Here is a 25,573-nt window from a genome sequence, read left to right as displayed (position 1 = left end):
GTTGGCGAAATCTCGCTCCTGTCAGCCGTGTACAAACCCAGCCGCCGCGTGTACAAAGCGCCCTCCGTACCCGCATCACAGCTAGTTCCAGCCACCCCAATCCCGCCAATCTCCTCCCATGACCGACTTCTCCATGCGCTTCACCCTCACCCCTCGCGGCGCGCGCCTCGCCCGTCACCTCGTCGCCGATCAGCTCGAAAAGTGGGGCTACCCCTTCGGCGGCGTGACCAGCGAGACCCTCTCCCTCATCACCAGCGAACTCGCCACCAACGCCATCCGCCACACGTCCGGCGACGACTTCCACCTCCGCCTCACCACCGGCGCCGACCACACCCTCCGAGTCGAAGTCACCGACGGCAGCGCGCAGCTCCCCGTCAAAGCAGCTCCCACCCCCGGCACCGAATCCAGCCGCGGCTTACTCATCGTCGAAGCGCTCGCCACCCGCTGGGGCTGCCACGACAGCGCCCCCGGCAAGACCGTCTGGGCCGAACTCTCCGCCCCGGAAAACCAAAAGCCGCCCGGCGCATAACGCACCGGGCGGCTCTCGGGTCAACGGCTACATCTGCTGCGGCCTCTGCCGCGTCCACCACACCGCGAGCGCGCCCAGCAGCACCGTGAACACGCCCAGCGCGATCAGGTACGGGATCCGGCTCGCGCCCGTCTTCGGCAGGCTGCCTTCCACCACCGGTTCGGCGGCGACCGGCTGCTGGTCGTCCGGCTGTGCGACCACCGGGACCTCAGCGGGTGGCTGCTGCACCGGCGGCTGCGACGCCGGCGGGGTCGACGGCACCTCGGACGGCGTCGCCGACGGGCTCTCCGAAACCGAAGGCGACGGCGAAGCCGAGGGAGACTCCGACGCCGACGGGGACGGCGACGCCGACACCGAAGGTGACGGCTTGGGCGACGTCGACGGCGACTTCGACGGCGTCGGGCTCGACGACGGCGGCTTCGGCGCGCACGCCTTGCCGCCGTTCCAGCCGGCGATCATGTTCGTCGGGTACTTCTTGTCCGGGTAGTGCGGCGTCTTCGCGCCGGTGAACTTGTCACCGCCGCCGTAGAGGTCGATCTGCCCGTAGCACGGCGGCAGGTACTTCTTGATGTCCAGCGTCGCCGACGGCTTCTTGGCCGTCAGCGTCACCGTGTCCTTGCCGATGTAGCGCTGCGTGCCGGACGTCTTCCAGGTCGGGCCGTCCGCGCTGTACGAGGCGAGCGACACCTTGTACTGGCAGTTCTTCTCGACCTTGCTCTTGTCGACCAGCCGCACCTGGATCTTGCCGTAGAAGCCGCCGATCAGACCGGAGCGGGTCCAGGTCTTCCCGCCGTCCTTCGAGTACTCGATCTTCGCCGGGCTGCACTTCGGCTTCGGCTTGGCCGAAGCCGACGTACTCGGGCTCGGCTTCGCGCTGGGCTTCGTACTCGGCTTGGACTCCGGCTTGCTCGGCGAGGAACCCGGCTTCGGGTCCTCCGCCTGGGAATCCCACGTCGCATTCGCCACGTTGTTGCGCAGATCGGGGTCGATGTCGACCGCCCCCGACCCCACGCCCTCGATCTCGTGCCGCGTCCCGGTCAACTTCACCGTCAGCGCCACGGTCTTCGACTTGCCCTTGGCGATCGTGCCGAGGCCGCACGTCACCGCGTCGAGGTCGTGGCGGCACTCCTTGGGAAGGCTCCCGAAAGCGGCGCCCTTCGCCAAGGTCACATGGACCTTGCCGTCGGGTGCGTCCCCCGGTCCCTTGTTGCTGAGCGTGTAGGTCAGGGTCGTGGAGTCCACACCCTTCTCGCTCTGCGCCTTGCCCTTGGCGACGCTCAACGCCACATCGGCGGTGAGCGTGGCACGGGCTTCCACCGCACCCGCGTTCGCGCCGAACCCCGTCGAAACCGCGGCAAACGTCACCGCCATCGCGGCGACACCCGCGCCGCGCCCCGCCACGCGCCGTCTCGCGCGTCCAGTCATCTCCCACCCCTCCGAGAGGCATGCCCGCCCTTGGCCACGACGGCATGACGGGGCGATCGAACGCCACGTTCTCAACCGGAACGGCCGGCGCCCGCCTCCTGGCGCGATATGGCTGAATACCCGCGCCACCGCGACGCCCGAGGACCGATCGGCACAGCGACACGGCACGGAAATCCCCGGAATACCGTGGCCGCATGACCGACAACACGCAGCCTCGGATGTTCGCCAATCGCTGGGCTGACGCCGCCGGCCCCGGCGCCGACACCGCTCCGCAGGACGTCTGCAACTGCGTTCGCGGATACCGCGCCCGCGGCCCGGCGGCGCGTGTGCCGCATTTCCACCGCGAACTCCAGGACAGCGCCGCCCCCGGCTGGCTGCGCCTGCTCGAACTCGTCGACGAAGCCGCCGAAGACGGCCGCGAGGAATTCAAGCCGCTCGTCGATCTCACCGTCGAGCAGCGCCGTCAGATCGTCACGCTGCCCGCGAGCATCGCCAAGCTCACCGCGGTGAAGCACCTCGTGCTGTACCGCAGCAACCTGGTCCGCATCCCACCCGAGATCGGCGCGATGCGCAGCCTTGAAGAGTTCACGCCCTACACGTCCTACCGCCTGCACTGGTTCCCGTACGAGATCACCCGGTGCCCTGCCCTGCGCCGCAGCACGGTGAGCACCCGTGCGCTCTACGGCAACTACAAGACCCGGCCGCCCTTCCCGACCCTGCCCGCGCCGGGGGACGCCGCCACCGGCCTTCCCGGGACGGACCCCGCCATCCGCGGCGCCACCGAGATCCGCAGCTGCAGCGTCTGCGACGGGCCGGTGGACGGCACCGCGCTCCGCCAGGTGTGGATATCCCTCCGCACCTCCGGCGCCGACGTCCTCCCACTGCTCGTCAACGCCTGCTCGGCGGCATGCGTCGACGCGCTGCCGACGCCGACCGACGGCTACGTCCAAGAGCCGCACACCGGCGGACCGGACGTGGTCCAGCCGCCCCGCAGGTAGGGCTCACGCCTCCGGTCGCCGGGCCCGCAGCGCGTACAGGAAAGGCAGCTGCGTCTCCCCCAGCGGGAACCGGTACAGCCCGTCGACCGGCGCCGGGAGCAGCCCCCGCGGGTCCAACTCCGCCTCGACGAGTTCGGCGAGGTCCTCGATCGCGAGGCCCGCGTCCACCGCCGCCGTCACGACCTCGCCGAGCGAGTACGGAAACTCGACGGCTTCGTGCGGCTCCATCGCCACGTCCGGGTCGGCGTAGGTCGTGGTCGACAGCTCGCGTTGCTCCGCGCCGCCGCCGTACGGCCAGTCCGCCACCAGCGGCTCCCGGGACGCGAAGACCTGGTACAGCGGGTGCACGTCGACCAGCACCAGGCGCCCGCCCGGCCGCAGCGCCCCCGCCGCGCCGCGCATCCAGGCGCCCAGGTCGCGGATCCAGCACAGCACCCCGTAGGTGGCCACCACGATGTCGAAGCGCCCGTACAGCGACGCGGGCAGCGCCTGCGTATCGGCCTCCACGAAGTCCGCCGCCAGCCCGGCCCGCTCCGCCAGGTCGCGGGCCCGGGCAACGGCGTTCGGCGAGAAGTCGACGCCGGTGACGGTGGCGCCGAGCCGGGCCCAGTTGAGGGTGTCCATGCCGAAGTGGCACTGCAGGTGCAGCAGGTCCCGGCCGGCGACGTCTCCGGCCAGCTCGCGTTCGGTGCGGTAGAGGGTCTGGCGGCCGGCGAGGAACGCGTCGACGTCGTAGAAGCGGTCGTTGGCCGTCGTGCCGTGCGCGAGGGCGCGGGCATCCCACAGGTCGCGGTTCGGCGGCGTCGGCTCGGGCGGGTTCTCGGTCATGCGCCGAGTGTCGCCGACGACCGGTCCGGGCACGCACCCGTTTTCCACCCGGTCGCCGCGGAATCACCCTGGCGCAAGGCCCACTCGTGCACGAACGCCGAGCCCCCGACGGTCAGCCCGCCCCGGACCCCCGCCGCACCCGCGCCGCAACCCCCGCATCATTTCCGGAACCGCAGCCCCACATACCGGTCCAGCATCCCCATCGTCTTCGCCGTGCGCCGGAACGTCGCCGGGTCCATCGGCGTCGCGAAGCGCTTGTGGGTGACCGACTGCGCGCGGGCGAACTCGCGCAGGCCGTCCTCGCCGTGGATGCGCCCGAAGCCGCTCTCGCCCACGCCGCCGAACGGCAGGGAGGGGATTCCGGCGAAGGCGATCACCGCGTTCACCGACACCATGCCGGTGCGCAGACGGCGGGCGATCTCGGTGCCGCGGCGGGTGGGGCCCGCGTACACGGACGCGGCGAGGCCGTAGCCCGTCGCGTTCGCCAGTTTGACCGCCTCGTCGACGTCCTCGACCGTGCGGACGGTCACCGTGGGGCCGAACGTCTCCTCGCGGACCGCCGCGCTGTCCTCCGGCGCGTCCACCAGCACGACCGGTGCGATGAACGGCTCCCGTACCGCGTCGGCACCGCCGATGACCGCGGTGGCGCCCTTGGCGATCGCGTCCTCGATGTGCCGGCGGACGACGTCCACCTGCGCAGGCATCGTCATCGGCCCGTAGGAGCGCTCCGGCTCGTCCACCCCGGTCTTCAACTCGGCGATCCCGGCCTTGAGTTCGTCCAGGAAGGCGGATTCGAGCCCGCGGACCACGTATACCCGCTCGATGCCGACACACGTCTGTCCGGCGTTGGCCATCGCGCCCCACAGCGCGCCTTCGGCGGCCGCCTTGATGTCGGCGCCCTCGGCGACGATCAGCGCGTCCTTGCCGCCGCACTCCATCAACACCGGCGTCAGGGTCTCCGCACACGCGGCCATCACCTTGCGCCCGGTGCGCGCCGACCCGGTGAACGCGAGCTTGTCCACACCCGACGTGCACAACGCTGCGCCGGTCACGCCCAGGCCGGTCACCACCTGGAAGACCCCGCTGGTGGCATCCGGGTTCGCCCGCGCGAACGCGTCCGCCAGCCACACCCCGACCCCCGGGGTGAACTCGCTCGGCTTGAACACCACCGCGTTGCCCGCGGCCAGCGCGTACCCGATGGAGCCCATCGGCGTGAACATCGGGTAGTTCCACGGGCCGACGACGCCGACCACGCCCAACGGCCGGTACTCCAGCGTCGCGGTCTGGTTCGCCATCGCCAGACCGCTCGCGACCCGCCGCCGCTTGAGCACGCGGCCGGCATGGGCCGCGGCCCACTTCAGGTGCTCCAGGGACAGCAGCAGTTCGAGGAACGCGTCGTCCTTCGGCTTGCCGTTCTCCTCGTGGATCAGCGCACACAGCTCGTGCCGTTCGCGGGCGATCAGCGCGGCCCACGCACCGAGCCGCCGCTTCCGCTCGCCGGGCGTCAGCCCCGCCCACCACGCGGCGCCGGTGCGCGCCCGCGCCACCGCGGCGGCGACCTCCTCGGGCCCGTCCACCGGATAGCGGCCGATCTCCTCCCCGGTGGCGGGGTTCAACGACGCGAACGTCTCCCGCGCCGCCGGTCGCGCCGTCGCCTCGACCGACGTGGTCATGAGGCACCTTCTTCCGTCGGTTGTGCCGAAGTGTGGGTGTCTTCCGCTGGAGCTGCTGCTGTTGCTGCTGTTGCCGTCTCCGCTGCTGCCGATCCGCCCGGCCCCGCGATCCCCGTCCCGCCGTCGTCGGCGTGCTCCCGGAGCACCGTCTTGGCGACCTTCCCCGCCGCGGTCAACGGCAGTTCGGTGACGAACTCGACACTGCGCGGGCACTTGTAGCCCGCGATCAGGCCGCGCGTGTGCGTCCGGATGTCGTCCTCCGACAACACAGCGCCGGGATGCAGCACGACCACGGCGTGCACCCGCTCGCCCCACCGCGCGTCCGGCACGCCGATCACCGCGCACGACGCCACCGCCGGGTGGGCGCCGATGGCGTTCTCGACCTCCGCCGAGTACACGTTCTCGGCGCCGGTCACGATCATGTCCTTGAGCCGGTCGACGACGGTGACGTAGCCGTCCTCGTCCATGAACCCGAGGTCGCCGGTGTGCATCCAGCCGCCCCGCAAGGCCGCCGCGGTCTCCTCGGGCCGGTTCCAGTAGCCGAGCATGACGTGCGCACCGCGCGCGGCGATCTCCCCGACGGCACCCCGCGGGCATTCGACGTCGTCCGCGTCGACGATCACCACTTCGGTGTGCGCCAACGGCCGCCCCGCGCTGCGCAGCCTCTTCGCGTTCCCGGCTTCGTGATCGGCGGGCATCAACAGCGTGGCCAGCGGGGAGAGTTCGGTCTGCCCATAGGCCTGGCACAAGCGGGCCCCGGGCAGCGCGGCGCGGGTCCGGTCGAGCAGGGCGGCGCTGATCGGGGAAGCGCCGTATGTGAGGAAGCGCAGCGACGTCAGGTCGTACTTCTCGAAGTCCGGGTGGTCCAAGACCATCTGCACCATCGTCGGGACGAGGAAGACCTCGCTCGCGCGCCGATCCTGGATCGCCTCCATCACCGCCTTCGGCTCGAAGAACGGCAGCATCACCTGCCGCATACCGAGCAGCGACGCGATCAGCCACGTCCCGACACCGGCGATGTGGAACAGCGGCGCGGCGTGCAGCGACACCGCGTCGTCTCCCGCACGCAGGCCCGCGGTGGCGACGAGGCCGCCGTAGGCCGAGGTGAGGAGGTTGGTGTGGCTGAGCATGACGCCTTTGGGGAAGCCGGTCGTGCCGCCGGTGTAGAAAATGCCGGCGAGTTCGTCCCCGGTGCGGCCGACGTCGACGACGGGTTCGGCGGTCGCGAGGAGTTGTCGATAGGCCAGGGTCCCGTCGGGGGTAGGCCCGTTCCCCATGTGCACGACTGTCGCCAGATCCCGGCTCAGCTCGCGCAGCTTCGGCACCATCGCCGCGAAGACGTCGTCCACGAACAGCAGTTGCGTCCCGGAGTCGTCGAGCGAGTAGGCGATCTCGGCGGGGCTCCACCGGATGTTGACCGGGTTGACGACGCCGCCCGTCCAGACGGTGCCGACCAGGAGTTCGAGGTACCGGACCGAGTTGAGCGACAGGATCGCCACCCGGTCTCCCGTCCCGACGCCCAGCCCGCGCAGCACACCTGCGGCCAGCGCGGTGCGGTCCCGGAACTCCCGGAAGGTGACCGTGGTGTCGCCTTCGACGAACGCCACCTTGTCCGGATTCTGCTGTGCTTCGCGGTGCAGCGGCTGCGTGATGCCCATGGGCTCCCCTGGAGGAAAGGACGACAGGAGGAGGTGCGGTGGGTGCGGGGGGCGTGCCGTGCGCGGGTGCTTCGCGGTGCTTGGCGCGTGGTGCTTGGCGGTGCGGCGCAGAGTGATACCCGAGCGCTCGCTAAGCCCCAGCAAACCGCAGGCCGGACCTGCTGGCAACAGGCCCGGCCGATGTCGTCGACGAGCATTCGGTTGGCGAGGCGCCTCACGCGCCCCGTGCAGCCGCCTCGCTCAGCAGTCGCGCAACAGCGGTGACTGGTTGAGCAGTTGCCCGCGCACGGACGTGAACGCCCGGTACCGCGCGGAGTCCTCCGTCCCGGCCGGGAACACCCCCACCCGGTGGCAGTTCTGGAACGCGAGCTTCACACCGTGGTGCCGCTCCAACGCACCGCGGATCGCGTCACTCGCCATGGCCCGCAGCAACTGCCCGCGCGCCTGCTCGTCCGGCGGCGGCACCTGGTTGTCCGCGAACTCCCCGCCGTCCACGTCGAGCCGCACGACCAACTCGGCGACCATCTCCCATGCGTACGGCAACGACGTCCGAATGCACTCCACGAACGCGGCCTCGTCCACTTCCCCGGCTTCCGCCTGGGCCAACAACTCCGGCGAGACATCAAGCGACACGACCTCAGCTCCTCTCCCCCGGACGACCCCGCCGCCCGGCCGGCAACCGTGCATGTGCTCCGTCCTGACTCACCGTAGGCCAGCCCTCACAGGAGAACCAGGCCAGATCACGCACTCCCGATCAAGACCGACCCAATCCCGCCAAAGGTACGAAGCCGGTGGCCATACCGATGCGGGGAGCCCGCTGCCGGTCACACCAGCGCGGGGATGGTGCAGTTGCCTTGGGCGGCCAAGGTCCGCACCAGCGCGCGGAAAGCGGCCTCGCGGTCGACGACGGGCTCGGACTTGGACTGGGCGAGCATGTAGACGGCGGGGCGTCCCTGGCAGTCGGCCTTGGCGTGGGTGATCAGTTCCCTGCCCGAGAACTCGGTGTTCATCGGGGCCGCCGGCCAGACTTGCCCGCGCATGTCGGCGTACGCCCCGCGGGCGGCGGTGATCCGCAGCACGGCGTCCCCGCCGTCACGCCCGTACACGACGCAGTCCAGCCAATCGTCGCCTTCGCGCGCCACGACGGCGGTCAGGCCGGCGGTCTCCTTGGGCAGCGGAACCCCGGCAAGTCCGCAAAGCCCGTCCTGCTCGGACACGAGAGCCTTCTGCACCGGGGCAATCTGCGGCATCGGCAGCTGTCCGCAACCCTCCATCGCCAACAGCCGGTTCGCGAACTCGACGGCGAACCTTCCCAGGCGCTCGCGGTTGTCGTCACGCGCGGGACGGTCCTTCCGCGACTCGTCTCCCGTGCCCCGCGACGTCGCCGCCACGTCGACGTATCCGTCCAACCCTCCCCAGCGGCACGAACGGACCTTCATCCATGCGTACGTGTCCGAGGCAAACCCGAACAAGCCCGGACCAAGGGGCGCGTAGGCGTAGGTGACCTCGTCCTGGACGGTCATCCGGTCCGGCATCTTCAGCGTCTGGGACACCGAGACCCGAAACTCTCCCTTTTTGCTCCGGGAGACACAGTCCATCCGCCCGGTGAGACCGGGCATGCCGATCTCCGCCAAGCGATCGGGCGCACCCGGCGCCATTTGCCGCACCTCGTCCCGCTCGACCAGCCCCCAGCAGGTCGGCGAGTCGTCGTCCGAATCCGGGAAGAAGACGAATCCCACGGCAATGCCGGCAGCCAAGACGACGATCAGTGCGATCCACCGCCGCATACGCCTCGTGCGCCCCCTCGGCGCGTCGGCGTTCATTCGGTCTTCCCGGGCTCGCCATACAGCGCACGCTGCAGATCGGCGATCCCGTTGTTGTAGTTCACGTCGATGTCCGCATAGGGATTCACCAGCACCGGATTGGCCGACTGATAAGGATGCTCCTTCGACCACTCATGCGCGATCGAGTTCAACATCCCGAGTGAACCCCGGTGCAGAATCTCACTCCGCCGCATCGCCGACGCCGATCCGTCGGGAGTCCCTACGGACCCCATCACGCTATCGGTGGCGATGCCTATCTCGGTTTCCAACACCGGCCCCACCAACGGGATGTAGCCGACGGCGGTGCCGATCGCCTGCGACGTCCAGTCCGCGATCTGCTGCCGGGACTCCGCGGTTGCCCCGTCCTTGGCCGCCTGGGCGGCCAGGGTTTCCTCGACCACGCTGCCCGTGAGAATCCCGTAGACCTGCGCCGAGTTGTCCAGGTGTTCCTTGACGGCCACGACTTCGTTGTTCTGATAGTGCCCGATCGCCGCCAGGCCGGCAGCAGTGTAGGCGTCCTGGGCCTGCGCGATGCGCGCGATGTTCTCCTCGTCGCCGGACAATGCGGCGATCACCCGGATCCCGTTCTCCGTGCCGAAGCGCGCGATCGGCTCGGCTTGGCCGCCCGGGAAGACGAACTCTTCGCCCATGGAGTTGGTCAGCCGCGCATTCACCGAGACGATGTTGTGCGCCATGATGTCGGTCACGCTGTCCTGCATCACGTCGGGAATCTCGGGCGGCCTGCCCTTTCCGAGGTAGTCGACCGTGTTCTGCAACGCACTCATGCTCGCCTCCGTCGGCGGTTTCCCCGTCGTCGCCGCGTCCAAGGCCTCCCCCAGCGCGTCCAGCTGCGGTGGGATGTTCACGAACCGGTCCTTCGGGTACGTGCGCTCCATCAGGTACTCGATCCGCTCCGCCCCCTTCGCGCCCTTGAAGAACTCGGTCGCCGCCTCGGGGCTGTTGGCGTAGGCGGTCATGAGCCCCGTGATCGCGTCCTCGTTCGGGTCCGCGGACCCGATGGCCCAGCCCTTGGACTTCCGGTCGAACTCGTACATGTCCGGGCCGACGGCGTTGAGGAACGGTGTCGCGAACTCGCCGTTCCGGAGCAGCCGGCTGAGGTCCTGGTAGCCGTACTTGGTCTGCAGGTTGACCGGCGGAACGGAGCCGGAGGTGATCGCCTCCTTCCCGGCCTCTTTGAGCCCGTCCATCCACGTCGAGTTCTTGGCGAGGCCTTCGCTCGCCGCGGCGAGGGTGCGGCCCAGGAGGTCGATGAGCGGCTGGTCGTTTTTGGCGGCAGGGACGTTTCGCCCGGGCGTCGGCGCCGCCTCGGGCTGCAGCTCCCGGGCGACCTCCAGCAGCTTGCGCGGCCCGATGCTCGTCAGCAGCGTCTCGGCGAACAGGTCGTTGCCGTCGTTCGCGTTGAGAAGCGATTCCAGCTCGATGCGTTCCGCGGACGACAGCCCCGGGATCTTGTTCATCAGCTCCGTCGCGCGCGCGACGTCCCGGAACGGGTCACCCGTCGAGGCCGTGTTGAACCGGTCGTCGTTGCCGCCGACCACCCGGGTCAGGGCCTGGGCCGCCGCGGCGTCCGCAGCGGACGCCGCCGCCAAGGCAGTGCCTATACCGTCGGCGAGGCGGGCCGCGGTCTGCTCGCGCTCCGTCTTGTAGCGGGTGAACTCCTGGTCGTCCATGACCGCCCCCGCCGGCAGCGGAGGCCATTCGACGCGGACTCCGCCGATCCACTGCCCGATCCGCGGGTCTTCACGCCAGGTCATGCCCGCCGCACCGACGTCGTCGAGCGCTTTCCGCACGGCGTTCTTGGCCGATTGGAAGTCGTCGTGTGCTTTGCGCAGCGCGTCCGACAGCGCTCGCGCTTCGGTCGTCGCATCGGTCAATTGCCGGTTGGAACGCTGGAGCTCGCCGGCCGCCACGGTGGACGAAAGAGCGCCGCTCCAATGCGCCCGCACCGTCTTGGCCACCGAGCCGTCGAACCAGGAATCCAGCTGGGCCAGGCGGCCCGCGACACCGCTCCAGTGGTCGGCGGCTTCGGCGAGTGTCCCCAGGTTCGCGTTCAGGACGTCGGCGATCGTCAGATCCGACATCGGCGATCAGCCACCCATCCCGCTGAAACCGTCGGAGATCTTCTTCTCGTCGACCTCGTAGTTCACCGCGGACTGGGTGAGTCTGGCCTGCCCGGACATCAAGGCCGCGTGGAGGCTGTCGACTTGGTGGCCCCAGGTCTCCCCGACGTAGCGCAGTGCCGCGGCGGTCTCCCATCCCCGCAGACCCGAGGCGGCGTTGTCGATGTGGCCCGCGGACGACCGGGTTGTCAGGCGCAGGTCGGCGGCGATGTCCCCGGCGGCGCGGGCGGACTCGCGCAGTGCCTCGGGTGTGACTTTGACGCTGCCGGCCGCCGGAGCAGAACCGGACAAAAGACGTGTTTCCGGAACGGATTCCTCACGTCCGGAGGAGTACAGCCACGGACTGAGGACGCGGTCTATGTCCGCGGAATCGCCCATCAAGGCCCCCGTTGCCTGTCGAGATCCGGCGAAGGCACCGAGGCTACCGTGTGGTCGCACGCTGTACGCCCTGCGACGGTCGCGGGGGCGGCAAGCGGTGTCGGTGGAGGCCGTTAGGCTGGGCGTCATGCGTCTTGTCATCGCCCGCTGCACCGTCGACTATGCCGGGCGGCTCTCCGCTCACCTGCCCTCTGCGCTGCGGCTCATCATGGTCAAGGCCGACGGGAGCGTCAGCATCCACGCGGACGACCGGGCGTACAAACCGCTGAACTGGATGAGTCCGCCGTGCAGCCTCAAGGAAGAGGACGGCACCTGGACGGTCGTCAACAAGGCCGGCGAGAAGCTCATCATCTCGATCGAAGAGACCATCCACGACTCGTCCCACGAGCTGGGTGTCGACCCCGGCCTGGTCAAGGACGGCGTCGAAGCCCACCTCCAGGAACTCCTGGCCGACCGCATCACCACCCTCGGGGCCGGCTGGACCCTCGTCCGCCGCGAGTACCCGACCGCGATCGGCCCCGTCGACATCCTGTGCCGGGACTCGGACGGCGCCACCGTCGCCGTGGAGATCAAGCGCCGCGGCGAGATCGACGGCGTCGAGCAGCTCACCCGCTACCTGGAGCTGCTCAACCGCGACCCGCTGCTCGCCCCGGTCCGCGGCATCTTCGCCGCGCAGGAGATCAAGCCGCAGGCCAAGGTGCTCGCCACCGACCGCGGCATCGGCTGCGTCGTCCTGGACTACGACGCGCTGCGCGGCGTGGAAGACGACAAGCTCAAGCTGTTCTGACGGAAGCCGGGGCGCGGCCGGGGGCGCGGGCCGGAGTGCAGTCCGCGCGGCGTACCAACCTTTCGGCGCGTCAACGGGTTTGCCCCGGCTGGATGCGGTTCGGATAGGTAGCCTGGTGGCGGACCTACAGGCCGACCCCGCAGCCGATCAGGAGGCATCCCGTGGCGGACGACGCGCCTTCCGCACTCGACTGGCTCCGCGAGCAATTGCGGCGCAAGGGTGAGGGCGAGGCGGCTCCCGGCATCCGCGGCCTGCGCGTCTCCAGGGGGCTGGCGGTCGCCTTGGTGCTGGCGGTGGTGGTGATCATCCTGGTACTCACGTCCAAGAACGGCGGCACCCCCGCCAAGTCCGCCGCCAATTCGGCCTCCCCCAGCGCGAGTTCCGACGCCTCCCCGGCCGAACAAGCCGACCGCACCCCCAACCCGCAGTCCTCCGGCGGCGGCAACGCCGCCAAACCGGGCGCGACCACCAAGCACTCCCCCAGCGGCACCACCGGCTACACCCGCCAGCAACGCGCGCTGTTCCTGCGCGAGAAGCCGGACACCGACGGCCGGATCCTGGAGAACCTCCCGTACGACACCGAGGTCACCCTGATCTGCCACACCGAAGGCCCCTCGATCTACGGCATGAACGGCCGCGCATCGAAACTCTGGGACAAGGTCCGGACCGGCGAAGGCAAGGTCGGATACATCCCCGACGAGTGGGTGGCCACCCAATCCCTGACGACGGAACTGGTGGAAGCATGCTGAACCCCGACCGTCACGGCTCCCGCGACGGCGGCGGAGGGTAGTCGGCGTAGGGCGCTTCGCCGCCGGCGCCCGGCGCCGCGGGAGGCGGCGGACGGCGACGACCACGGAGCACCAAGACGGTGAGGGCGGCGAGGACGACCACGCCGCCGATGATCGCTCCGATGACGATGAGGTTGTTCGAGCTTCCGCCGCTGTTGCTTGGCGCGGCTTGGACCGGGGCGGGGGAATCCGCCGGAGCCGGGGCGGCAGAGGCCGCCGAGGGTGCGGCGGACGGCGAGGCCGAGGCCGAGGCCGCCGGAGGGTCCCCGCGCTTGCCGACGAGCGGATTGACGTCCGGCGGGCCCGGATCGCCGGTCCAGCCGAGCGCGCGGCGGGGGCTGATGCCGCCGTAGCCGAGCATGTTGTCGAGACCGGATCCGTCGGAGGGCTTGTTCGCCGAGTCGATCAGGACCTTGATGACCTGGTTGGCCGTCCAGTCCGGGTGCTGGGACCAGACCAGCGCGGCCACGCCGGAGGCCAGGGCGGTGGAGTTGGAGGTGCCGCTGCCCTTGCAGTAGCCGGTGGGGCCGTTGCAGGCGCTGACGATGTCGACGCCGGGCGCCGAGATCGAGACCAAGTCACCCTGATAGCTCCCGCTCCAGAAGGTACCGCTGCGGTCGAACGCACTGACCCCGAGGACACCGGGGTACGCGGCGGGGTAGGCCCGACCGCCGGAGACGGGCGTTTCCAGGTTCCCGACACCGGCGATGACCAGCTTTCCGCGACTCTGCGCAAGGGCAATGGCTTGGGCCAAGCCCGGATCGGCGGCACTTCCCATCGACACGTTGATGATCTTTGCGGACGATTCGGCCGCCGCATTGAGCGCGTCGATCATGGCGCCCATGCCCAGGACGCCCATGTTGAAAGGCACTTGATACGGGAGGACCTTGGCTTCGGGTGCGATGCCGTAAACGCCGTGTCCGGCAACGCCTTTGCCCGTACCGGCGATCAACGCCGCCATCGACGTGCCGTGGCCCTTGCCCTGGGTGTCGCTGTCGCCCTCTTTCGCTGAGGGGAGCACTTGGCCCTGCAGGTCCGCATGATCAGCGTTGACACCACTGTCGATCAAAGCAACCGTGATGCCCTGTCCCCGCGAGATCTTCCACACTTCGTCGATCTTCCAGGCGTCCAGGTACCACTGCATGGGACGAATCGGCTCCGTCGCATGCGCCGGTCCCGCCACTGCCACAAGCACGCTCACCAAGACGAGCACGACAGCGCAACGCAGCAGGCGCATCGGAGAGAAGCTCACGGGCCGCTGTCCTCTGTTCGGAGTCATCCGATGACCGGCGGGACGGCACCAGGTCCACGACCGTCCCAATCGTCTTCGTCTGCTTGCAGGTAGTCGGGACGTCGCGCCCGCCGCCGCCCGGGTTCAGAGTCGCTCGGGCCCTGGCCACCACCCATAGGCCCCACGCGACTATTTCGCCCTGCACTCCCCGGCTCCACCCGCGTGCCGCCCCCGGCGCGTCCCGCCGTCTCCGCCCGATCGGCGCGCAGCCCTGATCCGCCGGGCGAGAACACCGCACGTCCCGCATTGCCCTCGGACGACGACGGCCGACCTCCGACAATCCCGCCCGGCATGCCGACAGGTCGTGCTCCTCCGACGCGGCCGCCACGCGGTCCACCGCCACCTGTAGGCATCCCGCCGGGTGCACCCCCCATCGGCACACCGCCACGCATCGGCGCGCCCGGCCCTCCTGGTTCGCCTGGCTTCGCGAACCGCGAGATTCCTCCGCTGACTTCCTCGCCACGCAGACCTGCGGTGCCACTCCGGCTCGGGGCGCTCTGCTGACGCTCGCTCATACCCGCGGCTGGCTTGCCTACAACGGGGCTTCCGCCCCAACTAGAACGCATGCCTTGCGGATCGCCCTGTCCCACACCGCCTGGCGGAGAGGAACCAGGCGCGGTCACGTTCGGCTGCGCCTGTGAGCCGCCAGCGAGTGTGGTGGCGTCCGGGAGGGGGCTTGACCCAGCGGTGTTGACCGGACGGCCACCGGGTGCGAAGCCCACCTGATGGTCGGTCGTCACCACCTGAGGCACGGCTCCACCCGGTGTCCCGGGCCACGCCGCCTGGGTCGGGGAAACCGCGCCTTGGATTCGCGTTCCGGCGTGGGGAGGAGCACCTGTGCCGGCATCTGGATGAGCTGCCAGCAGGCCGGCTGCGGTTGCGGCCGCCACGCCGGTGGCCGCACCGACGTCCTCGGGGCTCGGTTCATATCCGAAGGGATTCCCCGGCGGCGGAAACCCCGGAACCGACAACCCCCCGATGTTGGCGATCCCCGACTGATACACCATGACGATGTTCCGCATCTGGGACAACGCCGCTTGGTGGGCCTCCTCGACCGTCGCCTTCAGCTCGGTCTTCAACACGGCGCCGGTCTTCCCGGTGTCGGGGTCGACCTGCGCGAGCACCGTCGGGTCGGCCTTGCCCAGCACTTCGAGCTTGTCCATGTCCTGCTGCGGCACCGCGGGCATGCGGGCCATCGCGTCGGCGAGTTCGCTGCCCAGGATGCCCAGGTGCATGCCCACCATGTCCGTATAGAACGCGGTGTCCTGGCCTGCCTTGGCCACCTGCTCGTTCCACGTGCGGAACGTGTCCGCCGCCTTGCCTTGCCAGACGATCTGACCCGGTTTGGCCAGCACCCCATCGGCAGCCTCTTTGATTCGGGCAGCGGCCGTGCGGATCCGGTCCGCTGCCACCATGACCCGGTCCGCGTTCACGGGCTTGACCATGTGCTGGATTTCGTGGTGCGACAGTCCGTCGACGTTCGTGGCCACGTCCGCCCCCTCAGCCGACCTGGGCGTTCGACGGCTTCGTCGGCGCCCCATCGGCAGCCGCCGCCGGAGCCCCGTCCGCCGGCCGCAGCCCGAGGTCGTACAGCATCTTCGCCATCCGATGGCGATTGCTCTCTTCCGCCGCCGCCGTCGAGTCACTGGCCATCTTCACCGTCAGCGCCATGGCCTCGATGTGCTGGTGCAGCTTGTCGGCGAGGTCCGAGATCCGCATCTCGGTGAATGCCAGCAGAAGCGAAACGGCCGTGACTTCCTCGAAGTCCTGGCCGAAGTCGTTCATCGAAACAGCGCCCGCCACCGGGTTCTTGAGCGAGACGTCCCCACCGCTCATATCCGCCAGTACGGCCTGCACTTCGCGCTCGAACGTCCGCAGCGACTCCAAGTCGACCGTCATCTGGTCGAGTGCTGCCTTGTCTTCCGGCAACAACTGGCCCATTGTCCGCGCCTCCCCCGTGGAAGCTTCACAACCGCTTGGTGCGGCGGTGCGAGTCTATCCGTCACGTCGTGCCATGTAACGGTTCGCACCGCCGCGAAGCGGTCTGGGCTCAGTTGGTCGGCGATTCGGACCCGGTCGATCCCGTCGGCCCCGTCGGGGGTGTCGACTGTGTCGCCGGCCCGCTTGACGGCGGGGAAGACGACGGCGGCTTCGGCGAATTCGGCGGCGATCCCGGCGTATCCCCCGGCGGCGGCGCCACCTGCGTGCTCCCCTTGGTCGATGTGGCCGACGCCGACTTCGTCGACGTGGCGCTCTTCGTCGCCGTGGACGTGGCCGTCGCCGTCGTCGTCGCGCGCGTGGCCGACGGTGTCCCCGACGTCCCGGGCGCGTTCGACGACCCCGGCGCGCCCGGCGCCGCCGGGTTGCCGCCGGCCGCCGGGACGCCGTTGGTCACGCTGACGGACGTGTTGCCCGGGTTGCCGCCGCCGCTCGGGTCGTCGCTGCCGATGGCGACGACCACGGCGAGGGTCACCACCAGGACGCCCGCCGCCGCCAGCGTCAGCACGCCGCGCTTGCCCGCCATGGTGACGCGCCGCTGCACGACGCCCGCTTCGGCCCCGAAGGTGCCGGGCCGTTCGCCGGCGAGGACGAGGATCCGGCGGTCGGCCGCCAACCCCCGCATGTCCCCCGCGTCCCGCAGCCGGGAAGCCGTGGACGCCTCTTCCCGCGCCTTCGCGTTCTCCCCGGTACACAGCGCCAGGATCGCCAACTCGTGGTGGAACCAGGCCTGGTCGGCCACCGCGCCGGTGGCCGCGGAGGTGGAGCTGCCGAGCAGGAGCGTCGCCCGCCACGCCTCGAACCGCAGAGCGGTGGCGAACGCCGGGGCCGCCGCCCGCGCGAGCACGCGTACCGAGCTGGACTTGCCCAGCCGCTCGACCTCGCGCATGCACGCCAGGACGACGTCGGCTTCCTCCGCGATCTCCGCGGGCGTGACCGTCGGATGCGACACCCACCACGTGAAGTGCTGGATCGCCGCGACCGCCCACGACGACGGTCCCCGCATCTGCCCCGCGGCCTCGTCGGCGACTCCGCCCGCCAGCCGGTACCGGCCGTTCTCGACGACGACCAGCCCCGCCTCGACGAGTTCGTTCGCCGCGCTGTGCGCGCCGTTGGCGCCGGTGAGCGCGGGCAGGTGCGCCGGGTCGGGAAGGACGCCGTCGAGCGCCGCGCCCAAGCGCAGGACCTGCTGTGCCGGACGGGACAGCAGCGGCACCAGCCGCGGCACGAACAGCTGCGGTTCACCCGGCGACGGGAGTTCCGGCAGGTTGTCGTAATCGTCGCGCGGGACCGCCGTACCGAGCCGGGCGAGCAGCGCTCCGGCCTGTGCGAATCGGCCCGGGTGGCCGTCGACTTCGAACCACAGCGCGGCAGCCCACGCCAGTTCCTCGTCGTCGAGTTCGCGTCCGGCGACCCGGTTCAGCAGGGCGAACGCCGCATCCTGCGGCAGCCCGCCCAGCATGATCTCGTGGAACGGGGATTCAGCCCGGGAGAGTTCGCCCCCGAAGGCCGCACTGGCGGGAGCGGGGGTCCCGTCTGGGGTGGGAGCCGGTGACGGCGCCGACACGAGGAACACGCACTCGGGCGCGATGGCGAGCAGTTCGGTCATCTCGTCCGGCCGCAGGTCGAGGTCGTCGATGACGATCAACGCCGCGACACCCCCCAGCAGTTCGCCGAGCGCCTCACGGGTCGGACGGTACGCCTCCGCCTCGAAGCACGCGTCGTGGAACTGCTGGAGCAGGTCGTCCAGCCCACTGCGGTACCCGTCGAGGACGACCACGCCGTCGGGCGCACCGGCCGCGTCGCCCGACGCCAAGTGCTTGAGCAGCGTGCTGCGGCCGATGCCCGCAGGACCGCCGATGCGCACGGACGTACCGCGCCCGAGCAGCCCCCGCACTTCCGCAATCTCCGCCTGCCGCCCCAACGGGGGGTACCCCGAAGGCCGCCGGGCCGCCGCACGCCGCCGTGGCAACGGCCGCGACGAGGCGGGCAATGGCACCGCCTCGGTACCGTCGGGCCCGCCGACGGTCAGCAGGTGGTGTCCGACCGCGATCTGCGTCAGCGTCGTCGGCCCCGGCGCGGTGGACGACACCCCGACGCCACCGACACCACCGGCACCCGCGGCACCCGCGGCACCCGCGCCGACACCGGCCCCGGTACCCGTCCCGGGCAACCCCGCCCCGCCATACCCCTCCGCGGCCCCCGGTGCTGCACGGACACCCGTGCCAACACCCGCAGGGACACCGGCATCAGCACCGGCCGACGCACCGGAGGCCGCGTCCTGGAACCCGCCCCCGATCCCGACCGAACCCCCGCTCCCCGGCTTCCCCTTGCCCTTCCCCTCCGCCTCAACCCCGCCCTTGCCCGCGGACCCGCTCCCGCTCCCGCTGCCGCTGCCGCCCGAGACACCAACCCCGGCCTCGAACGCCGCGTCAAACGCCGCGTCGAAGTCCTCGGCGAACCCCGACGCACCACCGGGCACCGTTCCGACCTCGGTTTCCGCATCCTCCAAAGCCCGCGCATCCTTGGAGATCCCGGGAGCAACGGAAGCTTGGGAAGCCCCGGAAGCGTCCGCAGCCTTCGCGGCCCCGCGGTCGCCCGCTCCGGCCGCCGGGCCGAAGATGTCCACCAGGAACGACGTCGCCGAGACCTCCGACGAGTCCTCCTCCGAAGCCCCGTCCGCCGACGCTCCGCCGTACTCCGGCACCACCGCGTCCTCGAACGCCTCGTCGATGACCCGGGCCCACTCCGCCGCACCGCGGGCCGCGCGGGCCTCGCGCATCCGGCGGGCCTCCTCGGCCGCCCGCTCCCGGTCCGCCGCCGCGGATGCCCCGTCGGACACGGCATCGGACACGGCATCGGCCTCGGCGCCGGCCGTGCCGGCAGCCGCCGCGGGTGTCCCGCTCAAGCCCCCGGGAGGGGCAGCCGCAGCAGCCCCGGCCCCCGCCTCGGTCGTGGCCTCCGCCGGCGCGCCGCCGAACCAACTCGCCCCGCCCGCGCCGTTCTCGCCGGCCCCCGGTGCGGCCCCGGGCCGTGCGGCCGCATGGTCGTCACGTGCCGACTCGGTCGAACGGGCGGGCCTGCGCCGCGGCAGCGGCGGTGCGGCGGCGTAGCGCTCGGCCGCTGTCCGGCCGGGCGCGTCGCGCGCCGGTCGGCCTGATGTCTCGTCATGAGCCTCGTGTCCGCCCCGGACTTCGGTGTCCGGCACCGGCGTCCGTGCCGTGTTCACGGCCTCTCCCGCTGCACCTGCGGGCCCGGGGGCGCCCAAGGCGCCTGCGGCGCCCGCGGTCCCGGTCTTCCCCGGTCCCCCGCTCGTGCCCGTCGCGGTGCCGGCGCGGCCCTGCGGTGTCGGCGGCTCGTCCGCGACATCCCGCGGGGTTGCGTTCATGCGTCTCCTTCGGTCCCCGTCGCCATCGGCGCATCCGCCCCCGCTGCACCAGCCGTACCAGGGAGTACGGCCCGGATGTGGATGATCAGTGTGCCGCGCCGCACCTTCGGTCGCCACACCACCCCAGCGTGCCATTGCCGTGGAGGAGACGGCTGTGGTCGAGACCAAACCTTCGCCCACTCTCCACAACGCCCCCAACCCGCACGACGCCACGCGTCCGCTGCATATCCCGATATACCGCCGCAAAGCGCCGAGCGCCCCGCAGTTCCCTAACGGACCATCAGTCTTCTTTAAGGCAAAGCGATCCCGGCCGATACCCGAGCAGACCTATCGTTCTCCCCATGTGTCCCCCGCGGCTCGGGGGTGCACCGGATTCGCGCACACCGCACTCGCACACCGCGCCCGCGGCCACCCGGCCCGGCGGCCGTCCGACGAACCGCGCACCGCATCCGTACCGGTACATGCCCAGGGGGGCTCCATGACCGGCACCACCAGATTCCGCACGCCCACGCGCGTCCGCAGGCTGATCGCCGCAGGCGCGGCGCTGCTCACCGCGCTCACGCTCGCCTCCGCCCCGTCCGTCGCCGGCGCCGCCGGACCGGCGTCGGCAGCCGCGTCAGGACCGGCACAAGCCCAAGCCGCGGCCGGCACCGTCCCGGCCTCGTTCCAGGACCAGACCGTGTTCTCCGGGCTCAGCTCTCCGATCGACGTCGAATTCGCCTCCGACGGGCGGGTTTTCGTCGCCGAGAAGTCCGGCATCATCAAGGTCTTCGCGAGCACCTCCGCCACCACTCCCACGGTCTTCGCCGACCTGCGCACCCAAGTGCACAACTACTGGGACCGCGGACTCCTCGGCATGGCCCTCGCGCCGAACTTCCCCGCCGACCCGTCCGTCTACGTGCTGTACGCCTACGACGCCCCGCCCGGCAAGTCCGCCCCCTACTGGGGCACCGCCGGTGCCGACGCGGACGGCTGCCCCAACCCGCCCGGCCCGCAGACCTACGGCTGCGTCGTCACCGGCCGCCTGTCCAAGCTCACCGCCACCGGCAACACCGCCGGGCCGGAGCAGGTACTGATCACCGACTGGTGCCAGCAGTTCCCCTCGCACTCCACCGGCTCCCTCGCCTTCGGCCCCGACGGCTACCTCTACGCCTCCGCGGGCGACGGCGCCAGCTTCGACTGGGCGGACTACGGCCAGACCGGCGCCAGCGGCCCGATCGCCGGCAAGGATCCGATCCCGGCGAACCCGTGCGGTGACGCCCCCTCGCCGGTCGGCACCGCGCTGACCGCGCCCACCGCGGAAGGCGGCGCCCTGCGCGCGCAGGACGTGCGCACCACCGGCGACCCGACCGCGCTCAACGGCTCGGTCATCCGCATCGACCCGGCCACCGGCCAGGGCGCGCCCGGCAACCCGTTTGCGAGCAGCGGCGACGCGAACGCGCGCCGGATCGTCGCGTACGGCATGCGCAACCCGTTCCGCATCGGCTTCCGCCCGGGCACGAGCGAGCTGTGGGTCGGCGACGTCGGCTGGTCGACCTGGGAGGAGGTCGACCGGATCACCACCACGTCGTCCGCGACCAACTTCGGCTGGCCCTGCTACGAAGGCAACGCGCGCCAGGGCGGCTACGAGTCGAACAACCTGAATCTGTGCACGTCCCTGTACGCGCAGGGCGCCGGTGCCGTGAAGGCCCCGCACTACGCCTACAACCACGGCGCCGCAGTCGCCGCGAACGACGGCTGCCCGACCGCGAACGGCTCCGCGATCAGCGGTATCGCCTTCTCCCCCGCGACCAACTACCCGTCGCAGTACCAGAAGTCGCTGTTCTTCGCGGACCACAGCCGCCGCTGCATCTGGACGATGGCGCCGGACGCCAACGGGCTTCCCGACCCGACCAAGATCAGCGTCTTCGCGTCCAACGTGAACCCGGTGCAGCTGAAGACCGGCCCCGACGGCGACATCTACTACGTCGACCTCGAAGGCGGCCGCGTCGCCCGCCTGCACTACACCGGCAACCGTCCGACCGCACGTCTGACCGCGACGCCGACGAACGGCACCGTGCCGCTCACCGTCGCCTTCGACGGCACCGCGTCCAGCGACCCGGACGCCGGACAAACGCTCGGCTATGCGTGGGACTTCGACCGCAACGGCACCACCGACGCCACGACGCCCACCGCGACCTGGACCTACTCGGCGCCCGGCACCTACCACCCGCAGCTGACCGTGACCGACCCGACGGGCCTGACCGGCACCGCGGAGACCACGATCGTCGCGGGCAACGCACCGCCGACGGCGGTCATCGACACCCCGGCGGCCTCGCTGACGTGGAAGGTCGGCGATCCGATCCCGTTCGCCGGCCACGCCACCGACCCCCAGGACGGCACCCTCCCCGCGACGAACCTGCACTGGCAGCTGATCATGCACCACTGCACGACGCCGAGCGCCTGCCACGAGCATGTCATCACCGCACTCGACGGGGTGGCGAGCGGAACGTTCACGGCGGTCGACCACGAGTACCCGTCGTGGCTCGAAGTCCGGCTGACCGCGCAGGACTCCGGAGGCCTGACCAGCACCGCGTCGGTGCGGCTCGACCCGAAGACCGCCGACATCACGCTCGCCAGCTCGCCGTCCGGACTGACGCTCGGGTTCAACCAGACCCAGCAGGCCGGCCCGGTGACGAAGACGCTGATCGTCGGCGGCACGGGGTCCATCGCGGCGCCGTCGCCGCAGACGCTCAACGGGAAGACCTACCGGTTCGTTTCGTGGTCGGACGGCGGTGCGCAGTCGCACAACATCACCGCACCCGCGACGGCCACGACGCTGACCGCGGTCTACCAGGAGGTCGCCACGCCGAGCGGTCTCGTGGCGGCGTACGGGTTCAACGCGGGCAGCGGCACGGCCGTCGCCGATGCGTCCGGCAACGGCAACAACGGCACCGCGGCGAACGCGGCGTGGGGCGCGGGCAAGTTCGGGCAGGCGATGACGTTCAACGGGACCAGCTCGATGGTGACCGTGCCGAACACGGCCTCGCAGACGTTGACCACGAAGATGACCCTGGAGGCGTGGGTCAAGCCGACCACGGTGAGCGGCTGGCGCAACGTGGTCCTCAAGGAACGCAGCGGCGGGCTGTCGTACGGGTTGTACGCCGGCGGCGACGACTTCGCGGCGGGTTACATCCGCATCGGCGCCGACGACCAGGGGATCGGCGCGACGGGGAACCTGACGGCCAACGCGTGGTCGCACATCGCGGTGACGTACGACGGCGCGACCCTGAAGTTCTTCGTGAACGGCGTGCAGGTCGGCTCGCGCGCCCAGACCGGGACGATCGCGGCGGGGAGCGACCCGCTGCGGATCGGCGGAAATGCGGTGTGGGGGGAGTACTTCAGCGGGCAGATCGACGAAGTGCGGATCTACAGCCGGGCGTTGAGCGCGGCGGAGATCGCCACGGATATGAACACGGCGATCTGAGCCCGGAACACTGAGACCTGAGCGGGCGCCAAAGATCCCCCCTGGCCGGTGTGATCATCGCACCGGCCAAGGGGGATCCCCTTGACAAAAGCCTTCCGAACTCAGCGAGGAGCCCGCAACCGGCCGTCCACAGTCACCGCGTCGTCCACAAGCCAGACCGAGTCGGCCTCACTCCACCGGCAACCCGTTCGCCTTCCGGATCTCCCCCACGATCCGCCCCATGATCTCGGTGATCCCGAAGTCCTTCGGCGTGAACACCGCCGCGACCCCCTGCGCCAGCAGCGCCTGCTCGTCCGCCGCCGGGATGATCCCGCCGACCACCACCGGCACGTCGTCCAAACCGGCCTCCCGCATCCGCGCGAGCACGTCCGGGATCAGCTCCAAGTGCGACCCCGACAGGATCGACAGTCCCACGCAGTGCACGTCCTCCTCGACCGCCGCCGCCACGATCTGCGCCGGGGTCAGCCGGATGCCCTGGTACACCACCTCGAAGCCGACGTCGCGCGCCCGCACCGCGATCTGCTCCGCGCCGTTCGAGTGCCCGTCCAGGCCCGGCTTCCCGACCAGCAGCCGCAGCCGTCCGCCGAGTTCCTCGCCGGTCGCCCGCACGGACTCCCGCACCGCGGTCAGTTCCGCGCCGCCTTCCTGCACGCCCACGACGCCCGACACCCCGGTCGGCGCCCGGTACTCGCCGAACTCCTCGCGGAGCGCCCCGGCCCACTCCCCGGTCGTCACCCCGGCCCGCACGCACTCCAGCGTCGCGGGCATCAGGTTGACCGCCGCGTTCGTCCCCGCCGACTTCCACGCCCGCGCGTCGACCCGCAGCCGGTCCAGCGACGCGTCGACCGCGGCCTGGTCGCGCCCGGCACGCCACGCCTGCACCGCCGCCGAGGCGGACGCCTCGACCGCCGCGTCCGGCACGAAGATCGCCGTGTCCAGGTCCGCCGTCAGCGGGTTCGGCTCGGTCGTGTCGAACTTGTTGACGCCGACCACGGTCTCCAGGCCGGCTTCGATCCGCGCCCGCCGCGCCGCGTGCGACGCCACCAGCTGCGACTTCATGTAGCCGGACTCGATCGCGGCGACCGCGCCGCCCATCGCCTGGACCCGGTCGATCTCTTCCTTCGCGCCCGCGATCAGCTCGGCGACCTTGCGCTCGACGACCACCGACCCGGTGAAGATGTCGTCGTACTCCAGCAGGTCCGACTCGTAGGCGAGCACCTGCTGGATCCGCAGCGACCACTGCTGGTCCCACGGCCGCGGCAGCCCGAGCGCCTCGTTCCACGCCGGAAGCTGCACGGCACGCGCCCGCGCGTCCTTCGACAGCGTCACCGCGAGCATCTCCAGCACGATCCGCTGGACGTTGTTCTCCGGCTGCGCCTCCGTCAGGCCCAGCGAGTTGACCTGCACGCCGTACCGGAACCGCCGCTGCTTCGCGTCGGTCACCCCGTACCGCTCGCGCGTCAGCTCGTCCCACAGCTCGACGAACGCGCGCATCTTGCACATCTCTTCGACGAACCGCACGCCCGCGTTCACGAAGAACGAGATCCGCGCGACGACGTCGCCCATGCGCTCCGGCGGCACCTGCCCGCTGTCCCGCACCGCGTCCAGCACCGCGATCGCCGTGCACATCGCGTACGCGATCTCCTGCACCGGCGTCGCACCGGCCTCCTGGAGGTGGTACGAGCAGATGTTTATCGGGTTCCACTTGGGAATGTTCGCGACCGTGTACGCGACGGTGTCGGTGATCAGCTTCAGCGACGGCCCGGGCGGGAAGACGTACGTCCCCCGCGACAGGTACTCCTTGATGATGTCGTTCTGCGTCGTCCCGTTGAGCTTGGCGATGTCCGCGCCCTGCTCCTCCGCCGCGACCTGGTAGAGCGCGAGCATCCACAGCGCCACCGCGTTGATGGTCATCGACGTGTTCATGCCCTCCAACGGAATCCCGTCGAAGAGCTGCCGCATGTCGCCGATGTGCGACACCGGCACGCCGACCTTGCCGACCTCGCCGCGGGCCAGCTCGTGGTCCGGGTCGTAGCCGGTCTGCGTCGGCAGGTCGAACGCCACCGACAGGCCGGTCTGGCCCTTGGCCAGGTTGCGGCGGTACAGGGCGTTCGACTCGGCGGGCGAGGAGTGGCCGGCGTACGTGCGCATCACCCACGGACGGTCGCGCTGCGGCCGCTCGGCGGGAGAGTGGGAAGAAGGGGCAGGCTGAGCTGAGGGCGTCTGGCTCGCCACGGGAGACCTCCGGAGGGTTCCGGGCCGGCACGGCCACGGCGACTGCCGGCCCGGTGGTCGTGGCCGGATCCGCGATCCGCGCACCACGTCCGAAGGGTCCGGCGTACGCCGCACCAGGCGCGGCCCTGCTTACCTCGGAGTGTACTGACGGGTAATAGCAGGGGGGA

At 70.8% G+C, this 25,573-nt stretch carries 18 protein-coding genes; 5 read left to right on the top strand and 13 right to left on the bottom strand.

What is annotated here, in order from left to right:
- The first annotated feature begins 118 nt into the window (after positions 1-118).
- Entirely contained in the window at positions 119-529 is a 411-nt protein-coding gene (locus ABEA93_RS00215; RefSeq protein ID WP_345673128.1) for an ATP-binding protein, read from the top strand.
- A gap of 27 nt (positions 530-556) precedes the next feature.
- Here ABEA93_RS00215 and ABEA93_RS00210 read toward each other — a convergent pair whose 3' ends face one another.
- Positions 557-1,954, bottom strand: a complete 1,398-nt coding sequence (locus ABEA93_RS00210) for an LPXTG cell wall anchor domain-containing protein (RefSeq protein ID WP_345673127.1) — start codon at positions 1,952-1,954, stop codon at positions 557-559.
- A gap of 194 nt (positions 1,955-2,148) precedes the next feature.
- Between ABEA93_RS00210 and ABEA93_RS00205 the strand changes: the two genes are divergently transcribed.
- Positions 2,149-2,952, top strand: a complete 804-nt coding sequence (locus tag ABEA93_RS00205) for a leucine-rich repeat domain-containing protein (RefSeq protein ID WP_345673126.1) — start codon at positions 2,149-2,151, stop codon at positions 2,950-2,952.
- A gap of 3 nt (positions 2,953-2,955) precedes the next feature.
- Here ABEA93_RS00205 and ABEA93_RS00200 read toward each other — a convergent pair whose 3' ends face one another.
- The 7 genes from ABEA93_RS00200 to ABEA93_RS00170 form a co-directional block, all read right to left on the bottom strand.
- On the bottom strand, positions 2,956-3,780 hold the full coding sequence (locus ABEA93_RS00200; protein ID WP_345673125.1) for a class I SAM-dependent methyltransferase: 825 nt from the start codon (positions 3,778-3,780) through the stop codon (positions 2,956-2,958).
- Positions 3,781-3,938: 158 nt separating this feature from the next.
- On the bottom strand, positions 3,939-5,453 hold the full coding sequence (locus ABEA93_RS00195) for an aldehyde dehydrogenase family protein (protein WP_345673124.1): 1,515 nt from the start codon (positions 5,451-5,453) through the stop codon (positions 3,939-3,941).
- Complete coding sequence (locus ABEA93_RS00190; RefSeq protein WP_345673123.1) at positions 5,450-7,111, bottom strand: acyl-CoA synthetase; 1,662 nt, start codon at positions 7,109-7,111, stop codon at positions 5,450-5,452. The genes ABEA93_RS00195 and ABEA93_RS00190 overlap by 4 nt, the downstream gene beginning before the upstream one ends.
- A 240-nt stretch (positions 7,112-7,351) precedes the next feature.
- On the bottom strand, positions 7,352-7,744 hold the full coding sequence (locus ABEA93_RS00185) for an SCO5389 family protein (RefSeq protein ID WP_345673122.1): 393 nt from the start codon (positions 7,742-7,744) through the stop codon (positions 7,352-7,354).
- Positions 7,745-7,935: 191 nt separating this feature from the next.
- On the bottom strand, positions 7,936-8,898 hold the full coding sequence (locus ABEA93_RS00180) for a hypothetical protein (RefSeq protein ID WP_345673121.1): 963 nt from the start codon (positions 8,896-8,898) through the stop codon (positions 7,936-7,938).
- Positions 8,899-8,930: 32 nt separating this feature from the next.
- Complete coding sequence (locus ABEA93_RS00175; protein WP_345673120.1) at positions 8,931-11,036, bottom strand: hypothetical protein; 2,106 nt, start codon at positions 11,034-11,036, stop codon at positions 8,931-8,933.
- A gap of 6 nt (positions 11,037-11,042) precedes the next feature.
- A complete protein-coding gene (locus ABEA93_RS00170; protein ID WP_345673119.1) occupies positions 11,043-11,453 on the bottom strand; it encodes a type VII secretion target in 411 nt (136 codons plus the stop codon).
- A gap of 127 nt (positions 11,454-11,580) precedes the next feature.
- Between ABEA93_RS00170 and nucS the strand changes: the two genes are divergently transcribed.
- Positions 11,581-12,240, top strand: coding sequence for an endonuclease NucS (gene nucS, locus ABEA93_RS00165; protein ID WP_345673118.1), 660 nt, complete (start codon positions 11,581-11,583; stop codon positions 12,238-12,240).
- 161 nt (positions 12,241-12,401) lie between these two features.
- Positions 12,402-12,989, top strand: a complete 588-nt coding sequence (locus tag ABEA93_RS00160; protein WP_345673117.1) for an SH3 domain-containing protein — start codon at positions 12,402-12,404, stop codon at positions 12,987-12,989.
- Between the two features lie 10 nt (positions 12,990-12,999).
- Here ABEA93_RS00160 and ABEA93_RS00155 read toward each other — a convergent pair whose 3' ends face one another.
- From ABEA93_RS00155 to ABEA93_RS00140, 4 genes are all read right to left on the bottom strand, one after another.
- The gene (locus tag ABEA93_RS00155; protein ID WP_345673116.1) at positions 13,000-14,280 is read right to left on the bottom strand and encodes a S8 family serine peptidase; all 1,281 of its coding nucleotides are present in this window, start codon (positions 14,278-14,280) and stop codon (positions 13,000-13,002) included.
- 23 nt (positions 14,281-14,303) lie between these two features.
- Positions 14,304-15,809 carry a hypothetical protein gene (locus ABEA93_RS00150; protein WP_345673115.1) on the bottom strand — a complete coding sequence of 502 codons (1,506 nt, stop codon included), beginning with the start codon at positions 15,807-15,809 and terminating at the stop codon, positions 14,304-14,306.
- A gap of 10 nt (positions 15,810-15,819) precedes the next feature.
- The gene (locus ABEA93_RS00145) at positions 15,820-16,260 is read right to left on the bottom strand and encodes a hypothetical protein (protein WP_345673114.1); all 441 of its coding nucleotides are present in this window, start codon (positions 16,258-16,260) and stop codon (positions 15,820-15,822) included.
- Between the two features lie 109 nt (positions 16,261-16,369).
- Complete coding sequence (locus ABEA93_RS00140; protein WP_345673113.1) at positions 16,370-19,171, bottom strand: ATP-binding protein; 2,802 nt, start codon at positions 19,169-19,171, stop codon at positions 16,370-16,372.
- 1,012 nt (positions 19,172-20,183) lie between these two features.
- On the opposite strand from ABEA93_RS00140, the gene ABEA93_RS00135 reads away from it, so the two are divergent.
- Positions 20,184-23,171: a LamG-like jellyroll fold domain-containing protein gene (locus tag ABEA93_RS00135; RefSeq protein ID WP_345673112.1), complete on the top strand. Its 2,988-nt coding sequence runs from the start codon at positions 20,184-20,186 to the stop codon at positions 23,169-23,171.
- 168 nt (positions 23,172-23,339) lie between these two features.
- Here ABEA93_RS00135 and ABEA93_RS00130 read toward each other — a convergent pair whose 3' ends face one another.
- Entirely contained in the window at positions 23,340-25,322 is a 1,983-nt protein-coding gene (locus ABEA93_RS00130; protein WP_425584775.1) for a protein meaA, read from the bottom strand.
- Between the last annotated feature and the right edge of the window lie 251 nt (positions 25,323-25,573).

Source organism: Yinghuangia aomiensis, from assembly GCF_039542225.1.
GTDB lineage: Bacteria > Actinomycetota > Actinomycetes > Streptomycetales > Streptomycetaceae > Yinghuangia > Yinghuangia aomiensis.
Note: the sequence above shows the minus strand (reverse complement) of the source record. Positions and strands in the feature narration are given on the sequence as shown.

Bases quoted from the DNA above. Each gene is read 5' to 3' on its own strand.
- ABEA93_RS00215 (WP_345673128.1), top strand. From the start codon at position 119: ATGACCGACTTCTCCATGCGCTTCACCCTCACCCCTCGCGGCGCGCGC.
- ABEA93_RS00210 (WP_345673127.1), bottom strand. From the start codon at position 1,954: ATGACTGGACGCGCGAGACGGCGCGTGGCGGGGCGCGGCGCGGGTGTC.
- ABEA93_RS00205 (WP_345673126.1), top strand. From the start codon at position 2,149: ATGACCGACAACACGCAGCCTCGGATGTTCGCCAATCGCTGGGCTGAC.
- ABEA93_RS00200 (WP_345673125.1), bottom strand. From the start codon at position 3,780: ATGACCGAGAACCCGCCCGAGCCGACGCCGCCGAACCGCGACCTGTGG.
- ABEA93_RS00195 (WP_345673124.1), bottom strand. From the start codon at position 5,453: ATGACCACGTCGGTCGAGGCGACGGCGCGACCGGCGGCGCGGGAGACG.
- ABEA93_RS00190 (WP_345673123.1), bottom strand. From the start codon at position 7,111: ATGGGCATCACGCAGCCGCTGCACCGCGAAGCACAGCAGAATCCGGAC.
- ABEA93_RS00180 (WP_345673121.1), bottom strand. From the start codon at position 8,898: ATGCGGCGGTGGATCGCACTGATCGTCGTCTTGGCTGCCGGCATTGCC.
- ABEA93_RS00175 (WP_345673120.1), bottom strand. From the start codon at position 11,036: ATGTCGGATCTGACGATCGCCGACGTCCTGAACGCGAACCTGGGGACA.
- ABEA93_RS00170 (WP_345673119.1), bottom strand. From the start codon at position 11,453: ATGGGCGATTCCGCGGACATAGACCGCGTCCTCAGTCCGTGGCTGTAC.
- nucS (WP_345673118.1), top strand. From the start codon at position 11,581: ATGCGTCTTGTCATCGCCCGCTGCACCGTCGACTATGCCGGGCGGCTC.
- ABEA93_RS00145 (WP_345673114.1), bottom strand. From the start codon at position 16,260: ATGGGCCAGTTGTTGCCGGAAGACAAGGCAGCACTCGACCAGATGACG.
- ABEA93_RS00135 (WP_345673112.1), top strand. From the start codon at position 20,184: ATGACCGGCACCACCAGATTCCGCACGCCCACGCGCGTCCGCAGGCTG.
- ABEA93_RS00130 (WP_425584775.1), bottom strand. From the start codon at position 25,322: ATGCGCACGTACGCCGGCCACTCCTCGCCCGCCGAGTCGAACGCCCTG.